Origin of the sequence: Spirosoma sp., assembly GCF_026391055.1 — a bacterium.
In the GTDB taxonomy this organism is placed as follows: Bacteria; Bacteroidota; Bacteroidia; order Cytophagales; family Spirosomataceae; genus Spirosoma.
Genome location: NZ_JAPLET010000024.1, coordinates 192,901 through 206,689, shown reverse-complemented (window position 1 = coordinate 206,689; position 13,789 = coordinate 192,901). Strand labels below are relative to the sequence as shown.

The 13,789-nt window shown below is 46.1% G+C and carries 9 protein-coding genes; 4 read left to right on the top strand and 5 right to left on the bottom strand.

Translation table 11 applies throughout. The features are described 5' to 3' along the window. The first annotated feature begins 62 nt into the window (after positions 1-62). From NT073_RS21275 to NT073_RS33415, 3 genes are all read left to right on the top strand, one after another. Complete coding sequence (locus NT073_RS21275; RefSeq protein WP_297377461.1) at positions 63-5,387, top strand: ATP-binding sensor histidine kinase; 5,325 nt, start codon at positions 63-65, stop codon at positions 5,385-5,387. 184 nt (positions 5,388-5,571) lie between these two features. After that, on the top strand, positions 5,572-6,084 hold the full coding sequence (locus NT073_RS21270; RefSeq protein WP_297377459.1) for a CD225/dispanin family protein: 513 nt from the start codon (positions 5,572-5,574) through the stop codon (positions 6,082-6,084). Continuing rightward, the gene (locus tag NT073_RS33415; protein WP_366107623.1) at positions 5,982-6,461 is read left to right on the top strand and encodes a DUF2752 domain-containing protein; all 480 of its coding nucleotides are present in this window, start codon (positions 5,982-5,984) and stop codon (positions 6,459-6,461) included. The genes NT073_RS21270 and NT073_RS33415 overlap by 103 nt, the downstream gene beginning before the upstream one ends. A 12-nt stretch (positions 6,462-6,473) precedes the next feature. On the opposite strand, the gene NT073_RS21265 is transcribed toward NT073_RS33415, so the two are convergent. From NT073_RS21265 to NT073_RS21245, 5 genes are all read right to left on the bottom strand, one after another. Continuing rightward, positions 6,474-7,256, bottom strand: coding sequence for a caspase family protein (locus NT073_RS21265; protein WP_297377457.1), 783 nt, complete (start codon positions 7,254-7,256; stop codon positions 6,474-6,476). 93 nt (positions 7,257-7,349) lie between these two features. Beyond that, the gene (locus NT073_RS21260; RefSeq protein ID WP_297377455.1) at positions 7,350-8,573 is read right to left on the bottom strand and encodes a protein phosphatase 2C domain-containing protein; all 1,224 of its coding nucleotides are present in this window, start codon (positions 8,571-8,573) and stop codon (positions 7,350-7,352) included. Positions 8,574-8,619: 46 nt separating this feature from the next. Continuing rightward, positions 8,620-9,315, bottom strand: coding sequence for an FHA domain-containing protein (locus NT073_RS21255; RefSeq protein ID WP_297377453.1), 696 nt, complete (start codon positions 9,313-9,315; stop codon positions 8,620-8,622). 25 nt (positions 9,316-9,340) lie between these two features. Then, positions 9,341-10,690, bottom strand: coding sequence for a hypothetical protein (locus NT073_RS21250; protein ID WP_297377451.1), 1,350 nt, complete (start codon positions 10,688-10,690; stop codon positions 9,341-9,343). Between the two features lie 56 nt (positions 10,691-10,746). Further along, positions 10,747-11,463 carry an FHA domain-containing protein gene (locus NT073_RS21245; RefSeq protein ID WP_297377449.1) on the bottom strand — a complete coding sequence of 239 codons (717 nt, stop codon included), beginning with the start codon at positions 11,461-11,463 and terminating at the stop codon, positions 10,747-10,749. Positions 11,464-12,029: 566 nt separating this feature from the next. Between NT073_RS21245 and NT073_RS21240 the strand changes: the two genes are divergently transcribed. Further along, positions 12,030-13,760 (top strand): protein kinase, encoded by a 1,731-nt coding sequence (locus tag NT073_RS21240; protein WP_297377447.1) that lies wholly within the window; start codon positions 12,030-12,032, stop codon positions 13,758-13,760. Positions 13,761-13,789 lie beyond the last annotated feature (29 nt).

Below are 13,789 nucleotides of genomic sequence, written 5' to 3'. Positions count from 1 at the left end.
GGCAAAAAAAGGAGTGATAAATTCGGTGCGAAATACGATGGTAATTGTTCTAAATTGATTCTATGATACGCGAAGATAACATACCTGGTTATAAAATTAATGAAGTTGTTTATGAAGGAAAACGCGCACTAATTTATCGAGCTGTAAGAAATACAGATAAAAAAAGCGTACTTCTAAAGACGTTGGTAAATCCCTATCCCGGCGCAACCGAAATTGCTTATTTAAAAAAAGAATACGCATTATTAAGTGATATCAATGTACATGGAGTCAGTAAAGTATACGACTTACTAACTCACAAGAACAGGCCGGTTATCGTACTGGACGATTGTAATGGGCAGTCTTTAGCCAGCTATATAAAATCAATCCGGCTAGGCATTGCGGAGTTTCTGGATATTGCTATCCGGATCACCACTATTTTGGGCGATCTGCATGCATTGAATATAGTTCATAAGGATATTAATCCTGAAAATATTGTTATCAATGTTGATACAAAAGAAGTTGTTTTAGTTGATTTCAGGATAGCTACAAAATTATCCTCTGAACGTACATCGGCTCGTAATCCACACGTACTGGAGGGTACTTTACCGTATATATCTCCGGAACAAACGGGCCGAATGAATCGCTCTACAGATTATCGGGCTGATTTTTATTCATTAGGAATAACTTTTTATGAGATGTTGCTTGGCTTTCTGCCTTTTTTCAGCGAAGAGCCAATGGAGTTAATTCACTATCATCTAGCTAAAAATAGTATTCCGCCGGTCGAACTGGATGCGAAAATACCGGGTGTTCTATCCGATATTGTGTTGAAATTAACGGAGAAAAATGCCGAAAATAGGTACCAGAGTGCAAGTGGTCTTAAGTACGATCTTGAGAAGTGTTTACTTTTTCTAAAAAATGAATCAGACATTCCTCATTTTGTAATTGCTGAAAAAGATATTTATTCTAAATTTAATATACCTGAAAAGCTATACGGACGCGATCATGATATTGCGAAATTAATGTATCTCTTCAGAGAGGTTTCTACGGGCGGGTGTAGATTTGCGCTGATCAGTGGAGCGTCTGGCGTTGGGAAAACTGCTTTGGTTAACGAAATTCACAAACCGACTGCGAAGAAAAATGGCTATTTTGTTGCAGGTAAATTTGATCAATTCAAAGTTAACTCCCCCTTTAATGCATTCTCCCTTGCGTTTTGTGAACTTGTAAAAGACCTGGTAAGTGAACCCAGCGATAAGCTGAAAAAGATTAAAGCCGAACTGACTAGTGTGCTGGGGTTGAATGCTCCCGTATTAGTCGACCTGGTGCCTGAGTTTGAGTATATTATAGGTAAACAAGGCCCGGTGCAGCCATTAAATCCGGCCGAGTCTAAAAACCGTTTCTTCTTTACGCTGCGTGAATTTATTCGCGTGTTTGCTACGCAGGAGCACCCATTGACTATTTTTCTGGACGATCTTCAATGGGGCGATGACTCATCATTTCGTCTGATTACTGACCTTATCAGTACAGATATTCCCTATTTATTCATTATTGGTGCCTATCGGGATAATGAGATAGGTCCGGGTCATCCCTTACGGCTCACAATTGATAAGATAAAAAAAACCAAGGAAGTAGATGAATTAATCCTATCTGATTTAGCCGAAGTTCATGTTAATCAGTTAGTGGCTGATACGTTAAAAGTTACTCAGGAAGAAACGAAAGCACTGGCTACAATAATTTACAAACGAACGGTCGGAAACCCATTTTATTTATACGAATTATTTAAAACAACACATTCGCAGGGACTGGTATTTTTTGATCACCTGAGCGGTAAATGGTCCTGGAATATAAAAAAAATAGCAGCGTATAATATATCCAGTAACGTAGTTGACTTTATGGCGGCTAAATTAAACGAGTTGCCTGGAGAATGTCGCGAGTTGTTAGAACTTGCTGCCTGTATTGGAAATACCTTTTCGCTTAGAACGCTTAGCTTACTTAAAAAAAAGAATGCCTTTGATACATCAGTTATTCTGTGGCCTGCACTTGAAGAAGAAATTATTATTCAGACAAGTCAAGCTTACCGCTTAGTCACAGGCGATGATGATTTTGGCGTTTCATACAGGTTTCAGCATGACCGTATTCAGCAAAGTGTTTATCAGAATATAGCCGAAGATACAAAGAAACTGCTGCATCTTACCATCGGTAAACTGCTGTTGGAGACCATGTCTGACTCAGAAAAAAGTGAACTTGTCATAGAGGTAGTCAGGCACTTTAATGAAAGCAGTGATTTGCTCGATGAAGAAGCCGATCGGATTGATCTGGCTCGAATGAATTTACAGGCTGGAAGAAGAGCCCAATCAGCTGTAGCGTACAGTTCGGCCCTCGATTATTTTAAAAAAGGTATTGATTTAATGCCTGATTCGCTTTGGGAATCGTATCATCAGCTAGCCTTTGACTTATATGCCGGATATGCGCAGAATGCGTATCAAACAAACGATTATTTTACTGCTGAGGCATCTATAAATCGTTTACTCGAAAAGGCCCGTACTAAACTGGAAAAGGTTGAGATACTGTCCTTCAGAATACGCCAGTATAATACCGTAGGAAAGTCAGAAGAAGCCATTCGGTCCGGTATAGAAGGGCTTGCCTTGTTAGGATACGATTTGCCTGAAAAACCGGCTGCAGCACTAGTCTTAAAAGAAGTTATTCTTGCTAAATGGCGACTTGGCACGCGAAAACCTATCGCGCTGCTAGATGCGCCCCTCCTGCGTGACCCGGAAAAAAAAGCAGTAGCCCGGTTATTAACCGAAATTGGTCCATCAGCTTTTGTGTTAGGGAATGACAGTTTGTATGGCTTAACGCAGCTTAAAATCGTAAACCTCTCCATGCAATATGGAAACTGTGAGGAATCGGCCTATGCGTATGTCGCGTTTGGCGCTGTTTTGTCGGAAGCGTTTGGAGATCTTAAATCAGCGGAAAGCTTTGGCCAACTTGGCCTGGCTCTTAACGAAAAGCTGGGGGATATTGAGTACCGATGCCGGGTAATAGCTGCCTACGGTGTGTTAACTCATCATTTTAACAATCATTGGAATACAACGGGTGACTTTTTTAAAAGGGGAATAGAAGCCGGGTACCTTTCCGGCGATTTATTTTATTTAGCCTACTGTGCTACGAATTGTACCGTTTGGCAACCGTCTCTTGATCTTCCTTCATCACTGGCCGACCAGAAAAAATATTTTAAGGTTGTTCTTGATACCGATTATACGGACGCAATTGATTCGGCAAACATGAATATGCAATTGACGAAAAACTTCATGGGTTTAACCGAAGGTTTGTTCGTTTTGGATGATGCTGAGTTTGATGAAGTTCGCTGTTTGACGCAGATGACACAACGGAAATATTCGTCTGGCATCGGGATGTATCATATCCATAAGGCCTACATATATTTGTTCTACGGGCAGCATGAAAAGTCTTATGAATCGGTGAAGCAGGCCGATCAATATATTAAATCACTCGTCAGTCTTATTAATTTAACCCGACTTTGTATCGTCTCTTTCTTTGCCTCTTCGGGCTATCTTCTGTTTGGTATTGATCCTCCGAAAGATCAGCTGAAAAAGCGAATGAAAAAGGAGCTTGCCAAAATGAAAAGGTGGGCGGCTTATAACCCAACTAATTTTCTGCATATGCAGCATCTTATGGAAGCTGAGATTGCCAATATTGACGACGATTTTGTAGGTGCAACTAAGCTTTATGAAAAAGCCATACGATTGGCGGGTGAAAATGCCTGGCAGGCCGATGAAGCGTTTGCCAATGAACTAGCCGCAAAATTTTTTAGTCGGCACGGAATCGATACGGCTTCGTCCGGGTATTGGAAAGATGCCTATTATTTGTACAATAAATGGGGAGCCCAGGGCAAAATTAAATTTTTGCGGGAAGACTATCCACAGTTATTCAAGACTGTTAGGAATAGTAACGCTGAGCGTGTTAACGATTTAGGCGGGGGCGAAGAGGGCGAAACCATTTATGCATTAGATGTCGATACAATCGTAAAATCATCGCAGGCTATTTCGGGAGAAATAGAGTTGAAGTCACTTGTTAGCAAAATGATGAACATCATCATGATGAACGCAGGAGCTGAAAATGGAGTGCTTTTATTAAAACAGGATGATCGAATACTTATTCAGGCCTCGGCTTCGGCCGATGAAGTCAAAACGATGCAAAACACGCCCGCTGAAGACAGCAGTCAACTTCCGCAAACAATCATAAACTACGTATCTCATTTGCAGGAGTCGGTGGTCCTTTATGATGCTGCCAATCAGGGTAAGTTCAGAAACGATGATTATATTTTAAGGAACCAGACTAAGTCGATTCTGTGCAGTCCGATTGTTTTTCTGAATAAATTATACGGAATAGTATACCTCGAAAACAATATTTCTGTGGGTGCTTTTACCGAAGAGCGATTGAAAATAGTACGGCTATTGTCATCACAAATGGCCATATCCATTCAAAACGCCATTTTATATTCGAATCTGGAAAATAAAGTGCAGGAACGAACGGTTGAGATACAGGCGCAACGGGATCAGACTCAGCAGGCCCTGACGGAGTTAAAAGCAACGCAGGCCCGCCTGATCCAGAAGGAAAAGATGGCTTCCCTCGGTGAGCTGACCGCAGGCATTGCCCACGAGATACAAAACCCCCTCAACTTCGTAAATAATTTCGCTGAAATAAGTTCTGAGATTGTTGATGACCTAGTGCTGGAACACAGCAAACCAAGTCGAACCCCAAAGCTTGAGTCAGATCTATTAACGTTTCTGAAAGATAATCTTACTAAAATTCACCATCACGGGCAGCGGGTCTCAAATATCGTTAAAGGTATGTTGGAGCATTCCCGCATCGGCAGTGGCGAAATGCAGCCAACTAATCTTGGTGCGTTGGCTGATGAATATATGTATCTGGCTTATAATGGATTAAAGTCGAAGGATAAAACGTTTAGCTGCGAGTTGATCACGTATTATGACCCGGCAGTTTATGCGGTTAATGTCGTGTCGCAGGACATCAGCCGGGTATTTTTAAATCTCTTTAGCAATGCATTCTATGCGGTTCGGGAGCGGAAACAGCAGCAGGGTGATGCTTACCAGCCTTTTGTTCGTGTACATGTCAGGCAGGCGAAGGGCTTTGTTGAAATTCTGATTGCTGATAACGGTTTTGGCATGTCTCAGGCTGTACAGCAAAAGATTTTTCAGCCATTTTTTACAACGAAACCTACGGGTGAAGGAACCGGTCTGGGCCTCTCACTCAGTTACGATATTATAACCAAGGGACATCGTGGGGGGCTATTCGTGCAAAGCTGGGAAGGAGAGGGAACAGAGTTTACAATCCAGTTGCCTACATCCGAGGAGAGCATTGTTTCTTGATTGATAGTATTTTGTGTTATCAATGAATAAGGCCAACCACCTTATTTTTAGCCAACATGTATATCGTGGCTAGTGGCGATTTTTCTAGAGCAAATAGCTTAACTAATTGATGAATTTGACCAAATTAGCCTTTGATAAATAGCTTATTATTTGTTTATTTAGAAAAAAATATCCTCACCAATTGATGAAACAATACTACTACTTAGATAACAACAAACAAGTTGGTCCCTTCACGCTGGAGCAGCTCCGTACGCAACCCCTAACGCCTAACACGCTTGTCTGGACGGAGGGTATGGCCAATTGGGCTAAAGTGGCTGATACGCCTGAAGTGCGTGATTTAATTGGGTTTAGCAGTATACCTCCCATCAACCCCCAGCCGGTTTATGCGCAACCCGGCTTTTCTCAGCCTAATTATGCGTTTGGTAATCCCACTGGATTTATGCCCAAAACATGGCTGACTGAATCAATTTTAGTAACCTTGTTCTGTTGCTTACCGTTAGGCATTGTCGGGATTATTAATGCTTCTCGCGTTGAATCACGTTATCGGGTAGGCGATTTTAACGGAGCGCAACAGGCTTCTCTGGAGGCTGGCCGATGGACCAAGATTGGGTTCTTTGCTGCCTTTATTCTTATTGCGCTTTACTTTCTACTGATTTTCGCCGGTATATTTTCGGGCTTTGGCCGCCGTTATTATTGATACTAATGAAATGGCTGCTCATTCTGGCCGGTGTTGTCCTGGGCGTTGTATACTATCGCTTCGACCCCGGCCAGAATTCTTTTTTTCCGCCTTGCCCTTTTTTGTGGCTCACAGGTTTGCCTTGTCCAGGATGTGGTTCGCAACGTTGTTTGCATCAATTAATGCACGGCCATTGGCAGGAAGCGTTTTTATTGAATCCGCTTTTAGTTTCGCTTTTGCCTTATATTCTGACGGGCCTGGTGCTGGAGAACAGTTCTTTAAGAAATACATACTCGGGCTTTCGGCAAAGGTGGTATGGACTGGCCGCAACTCGCTTTTTCGTCGGTCTAATTGTAGTGTGGTGGATCTGGCGTATATGGGACACGTTAACTTGTTGATTCAATCAGTAATCAACGCTTAACAGTTGAAAAAGGCAGATTTTCTGGAAAGCGACCATAAGCTACAGGTGTCTGCTGGTTTTGGGATTCTTGCCGAACACCTTGCCGAACATAATCGTAAAGTTCTTTAATCGTAACAATGCCATTGCGTGGATTAATATCGGCGTCACCGGTAGCTCCTTTTACCAGGTAATGTGTAAAAAAGCCTTGCTGTAGATTTGATCCTTCCCGCGATGTTTCCTCATTGCGGGAAGATAATAAGACAACTACAGTACTGTTGTCAGTAGATGAGCTTACGGCGGGTGGTCTCGATGGGTACTGGCGGTTACGCATGGTTCCAGCCATACAGGCATCGGCCAACAATAATTTCGTTCGGGCTGCCGATTGCCGAAAGGCCGCTTTTACATCACGGTCGTACAGAGTTACCCGCGCATCCGGCGTATAATCATACGGGAGTAACATGCCGGGTGCTCCATGTCCCGAAAAGTAAAAGATGATTCTGTCGCGCGGAGTGGCCTGTTGAAAGAGTGTCATAGCCCGCATAATATTAGCCCGCGAGGCCCGACTGTTGGTTAGGAGGATAATATTTTCACTGGGAATGCTGCCGCTCATGGGGCTGCGAAGTAGTCGATAAAATAACTCGGCATCATCGTCCGAAAAAGTAAGATCGCCCTTACCCGGCCGCCCCAACTGATAGTCAGAAACGCCTACAATAACGGCATACGTACGTTGAGCCTGTATGGGCAACCAACAGAAACTAAGCAGGGCAGTCAACAAAAAGGGGAAGAACTTCATGGATGGGTTTTAATTTTTGGTGGATTGGGCGGTGCTCAGGGGTATTGTTTCCAATGAACGGTCAATACGCTTACGGGGTGTTTATATTCGATTCTACTTCTTTGCAGAACGGTGTTTTGGGGGAGTGTTAGCTAAAGGAAGCTGCGAAGGAGGGGTTGGCGCTGAAACAACTGACGCTGCCGCCGTAGCGGTAACAAGTGGTTGCAGGGCTGGAATAGTCGGTTTATGCGTTGTTGTTGCTCGTTGGGCGTTACTAATAGTAGTCCAGCCAAAATAACTTGCAGCGAGAAGGAATAAACCAGCTGCGGTCCATAAAAGAAACTGATTTAACAGTCCTGACTTCTTTTGAGGGAGTGGATCTGTTGTTGGGTGACTGGCCTGCTGAGGTACGTAAACTGGGCTTGAATCTGGCAGGCTGGCTGCTGAATTGACGTCGATTGGGTCATAGTCAACGTCAACCAACTTTACAACAGGCTCCTGATTGTCAACCACCAAGATCGCTTCATCCTGTTCGGGCCGTTCATAGGTGGGGAGGGCTGTCCAGCGGGCTGGATCAATACGCCCGATTACCTGATTGATCTGAATCAAATAAGCCGTAAAGTTATCACGGGTTTTTCCATGGATACAGAGTTGACGGATCGTTTCCAACTTTTGGTCATTCGAGGCAGGTTTCAGCAGGGTGTGCTCCAGTAATTCATCCCCGATGCGTTCGAGTATGCCGTCTGAGCAGAGAAAAAAGTAATCACCCGCCCGAATGTCGTTGATGATCTGAACCGAGGCCTGTACTGGTTTTTCGCTTTGAAGGGCACGGGTAATTATATTCCGCTGTGGATGTGTGCTGGCTTGCGCGGGGGTCAGTACCCCTGATCTTACTAGTTCATTGACGTAAGAGTGGTCGTCGGTTCGCCACCTGGTCTGCCCACCCCGAATGAAGTATACCCGACTATCGCCAATATGAGCGACTGTAGCCCCTTCCTCGTGTAAATAAAGCAGCGTAACTGTAGTTCCCATTCCTGTAGCCTGCGGATTTGCATTCAGGTACGTTTCAAACTGCTTTTGAGCGAACTGTACGGCCAGATGGATATAGTCTTCCGTGGCAACGTTTACCGGATTTTCCTTAAAGAACGTGTTAAAAGAAGTAACCGCGAGTTCGCTGGCTACTTCGCCTTTTTCGGCTCCTCCCACACCATCGCATACCAGAAACCACCGTTGGTCTATTGAAGCCTGAGCCGGAACTGGCGGAAACAGCGCATCCTCATTGTTGGCTCGCGAGCCGGGTTCCGTAAAGCCAACCGGTTGGTAAATAGAGATATCCATAAGTCGTTTCTTTAAATGGTATGAATGGGTGGAGTAGCAATAGCATCTAGCGATTGATAAAGTTCATGACCGTACGTTCATAATCCATATCAGCAACCTTTTGGCTAGCCTGTTGTGTTGACTGCGCCGAATAACCCGTTTTAAGTACCAGTTTAGTAATCCCGATCTGGATCGTATCACCATCCTGTAAGTAAATTCGGTCCTGTGCGTGTAAACGAGTCTCTTTACCATTCACATAGGTTCCGTTAAGGCTGTTTTTATAAGCACCTTTGGGCAACGCAACACCGTCCTGCAGAATAAAGTCGAGTACACCCATCTTATTGAGTCGAACGTCGAGAGTACAGTGTGGCCGGCTCATGTACTTATCGCCGGAGGTGATCATATGGTTGGCCGGATTGTCTACCGATTGACGCCCTATGGTATTTGAGCCGATGTGTAAAGTAAACGTTTGTGACTCCGTCAACTCATCTTTCACAATCAGCCAGCCCGGTGTGGCTGGCTGAGGTGGTGCCTGTACCCGCTGGCCCAGGCCGGTAGGGGCGTCGTCATCGGATTGAAAAGCCGTTGGCCGTTCTCCGATGCCAGATGAAGTGACAGGTGGAGGAGGGGGCATTACAGGCAACAGATTAATGTAGCCACAAGGGCATTTGGCACCTTTTGTGAATTTTTCGGGCTCGTTTATCTGCAATCGTTTTCGGCATTGCGGATTGCCACAGGTAATAATGATCGACTGTGTGGGCATAGTTTTGTGAGAAGCCGGGTCAGAATTAACCTACCCAATCGCTGATGTCTGCATTACCGTTGTAATCGAGATTCTGATCATCGTACGCTACTGGGCCTTCATCGGCGTAGGTTATTTCTTCCGTAGCGGCAGGGTGATGGATCTCTTCCAGATTCGTTAATTCATGCGTAGTTGGGTCATACGAACCGTGCGCATCGGCCACATTGTCATTGTCCATATCCACCAGAACTTCATCGGCCATGCCATCATGGTTTACATCGAAATAAGCCACATTGTGGCCATCTACCGATGTCAGGACATAATCGGCCGTTCCCGTTTCCGTATTTATTGTACCTGTGTCGAGTACGTGGACTACATGCTGCGTTGCCGATTGTCCGTTAGTTTGGCCCGCAAGATGACCTTCCGACGAATGATCATCGGCCAGATCGACCGGATGTTGCATGGGCTCAACATGCGTTACCGCGTGGGTGGAAGGGTCGAGGGTTACCTTGGTTTCCAGCACATGATCACCATCGTTATCGACATAAGCGATTTCCAGCTTTCCATCCTGATTGGCGTCGATATACACCACATCGTGACCATCAACCTTGGCAAGCACGTAATCGACATCGCCACTTTCTGTTTGTATCGTACCCTGCTCTATTTTTTCAAAAGAGTGTCTGGTATCGCCTGAATCGGGCGAAGGATCAATCGTATAGGTCGCTGTAGCATCAGTTCCATCTGCGGGGGTGGTGCTTTCAGCGTTTGGCACGTCGGCTGACGGGGAGTCATGCGCCAGCACCGTTTCTGAATGGGGTACATCCGTCATTGAATCGACTTCAGACCCGGCATGGCTCGGCTGGTTCTGATACGACTCGCCATAGACGCTAACCAGAAATTCATCCTTTTGAGGAGCGCTCAGGTGATCCCATTCTTCAACCGTGTACGTATTGTAGGTATCGCCATGCCAAACGAAATGCCCCCCACCTCCGCCATGCTCGGCCCGGGCTTCGGCAAATGCCTCCGCAAAGGTTTGTTCGTGCGGGGCGACCTCATGCGTGGGGTGTTGAGCTTCCGATTGGTCAGGTTTTTCAGGTTCTTCAGGTTTTACAGGTTCTACCTGATTAATAGATGCGTGAGGTTTACCAGGTGGAATAACATCCGGATGGGGTGTTTCTGAGCCATTATTTGTAACGGATTCCTGCCCCCACTGTTGACTGGCCAGAAAAGCGGCTCCGGCCAGGGCTGCCGTTCCGCCCAGGGCAATGGCTGCGGCTTTCGTGCCTCCTCCCGAATTGGTAGCTGGTTTGGGTGGCGGGGGCGGAGAGGCCGGTGGTGGCGGGGGCGTTCCTGAGCTACTATAACCAGAATTGTCGTACGGGTTTGATGTTGGCATGACACGATCAGTTTAGAGATTGGAGAAGGAAAATTAGCGAACAGAATCAGGGGGAATCAACCTGCCCATTTGGCTTTGCAACGCGGGCATTGCTTCTGAAAAACCAGGTCAGTGTAAGGTGTATTCCCAAGAAAACGATTGCAGGCAGGGTTGGGGCAGGTGTAATTTTGCTTAAACTCCTTATCAAGAGCAAGTAGCTTTTCGGTTGGATTGATTGCCTGCGAAGCGACAATTTGTCCGATCGCAGCGCCAAAAACGCCCAGAGTCAATGCCGCTACTGTGCCCGCGCCAAAAGTAACAATGCCCAACAACGGCGCCAGTGCGAAGGTAGCCCGAAGCCACGACTGGTGCCGGGGGCTATTGATCTGGATGGCTTCTCTGGCTTCACTATACACCTGCTGCATGCGCTCCAGCTTCTTAAATTCGGCTTTAAAATCGAGGGGGTCAAGCTTGGTTGGTGGCGGGGGCGGGGGAGTAGCTTGTGGTGGGGGGGGCGGAGTTGTGTGGGCCAGCCGCCGGGCAAGTACCAGCCGCAGGTCGAGCGGTTCTTTGTTGGCCAGTACTACAGCGTCGTTCAGGTCGATGATTTTACGGGCAATACGTTGTCCGTTGACCATTGTGCCAAATGCGGAATCCATATCTTCCAGCAGCAGCACATGATCGGTAATAAACGTGATTCGGGCGTGGGTGCGGCTTACCTCAGGATTGGCGATAACGATATCATTTGTACCTGTCCGACCAATGGTAAGCGCTTGTTTACCTGCTTGTTGCACGGCAGTAGTGGATTAATAACCGGGTTGTCGAATAGTATACTTACAAGCCATACGCAAACGTACAAGTAGCTTTATTATCAAGTGGAGAAACAACTTGACCGCGTATTTAATGAAACTTAAAATAGCAAATAGAGCCTACGGACAGTCAATGACTTAAGTTGGTGTACTCCTGCGGTTAGCTAGCCGTAGCAGCCTAATGGAAGTAGTTTCGATTATCTTGATGGGCCAGGAATAAACCTTGACCTGATGGCTAAACCATGGACCTACTGGCTAAGGGGAACTCTATGGGGCAATAAATGCTGAGCAGGCCTTAACCTATACGAAAAGTTGAATTGAGCCCTTACTCCGACGTGATAACCGTAAACAACGCGTTTGATAATATCAGTTAATGGCATATGTATGTAGTGATAAGGGTGGATAGCAACCCTGCATGTTAACATGAGTAGATACTGCAAGGTAAATGTATTTCGAATTAGTTGAAAATAAGTATCCCTTAACTTTCGTATAATATTGCTAAAATTTTGCTAATTAGAGCCTAATAAGCATTTCGCCGTCGCAATTACCTCATGTCTATCCGCAAACTACTTACGTATAATTTACTGCATGAACTTGGTCAGGGAGGGATGGCAAGCGTATGGTACGCCGAAAATTCAGTTGGCCGCCCATTCGCTATCAAACTTCTGAAGCCTGAATTGATTGCCTACGAATCTTCGGTTTCAGATCGCTTTCGTAACGAAGCGCAGATTATGGTAAAACTTGACCATCCTTATATACGTCGGGTTGAGGATTACTACGAAGAAGGAGATACACTGGCCATTGTTATGGAATACCTGGATGGGCAGGATATGCATCGTTACATACGAAAACAAGGTAGGGTACCGGAAAAACAGGCCGTCGACTTGTTTCTGAAAGTACTGGACGCATTCGGCTACGTTCATAAAAAGGGCTATTTTCATCGGGACGTCAAACCGGCCAATCTTTTCCTGACCGCTGCCGGACAGGTGAAAGTGATGGATTTCGGAATCGCCAAAATTGTTGGCACTGACATGGGGTTGACCCAAATTGATGCCCTGATGGGATCGCCCTTGTACATGAGTCCTGAACAGATTCTGGCCCCGAAAGATGTTGACTATCGAACCGATATTTATTCTCTTGGCGTAACACTCTATACGTTACTAGCAGGCACAAAACCCTACGACGATCAGCAGCAATCCGCATTCGGCATTCAAAGTGCCATTGTTCAGCAGCCTTTACCCAACTTGCCGCATGTCTCGGCGGTGGTAAACGAAGCTATTCAAAAGGCTACCGAAAAAAAGCCCACCGATCGTTTTCAGACCTGTGAAGCCTTTGCGGAAGCATTAACCGCTAGTTCGTCTATTCCGGAAGATGCCACCGAATTGAACCAACCGGTCCGGTATAGCGAAACGCAGGCGGCTGCCTTAACAGAAGAGGCCACACAACTGCGGCAACCGGTTCAGTATGTTAGCCCGAAACCAGCTATTCCAGTTACCAGAGTTGCCCCCTCAAAACCTGAGCCTGTTGTTGAACCTGCCCAATCAGCGGGGCAGGTGCCGGTTACTGCTATGCCTGCAACGACGGCCTCCCCATCTCGGTTGGGCTGGGTAATAGGAGTCGTGCTGGGGGTAGCCGTTCTGGCCGGAGGAGCGTATGCATTACTAGGTCGGCAAGCGAAAGAACCATCGGCTAACCCAACCGCTAAAGTGAGGGAAACCACTGACGAGACACCGATAAAAAAGCCTGCTTCTGATCCGGAGCAGGTCAATGGAATCAGGCAGGGTATTGCCGATTATCAGCAGGAGAAATATAGTTCCGCTCTGGCACAGTTCAGCCGGTATCAGGATACGCCAGCGTTTCTGTCAAACCCGGAGGCCATGACTGACTTAGGGGTTATTTACTACTTTGGCGGGAGCAATACCGACGCCATTCAACCGGATTTGGTGAAAGCGAAGGAGTGGTTCCAGAAAGGGGCCAATGGCAACAGTGCCAAAGCCTATTATTACCTTGGCCTGCTAGCCGATGGTGTTGACTTCAAAAATGTTAACCGGGCAAGGGGCCTGACGAACGAAGCTGTCGCTTTGTATCAAAAAGGAGCAGATGGGGGAGATTCATTTGCGCAAGTTACGCTGGGTGAGCTGTACTTGGCAGGTAATCGGCTGGTTACTAAACAGGATGCATGTGCCGTGCTTAACTACCTGAAGCAGGCCGCAACCGACTCGGCCAATAAAGAAGCTCAATCAGTTCTTGACGATTTCAAACGGAAAGGCTTTTGCCATTAATCGTAAACCCGTTTTTATAACCACTGCCA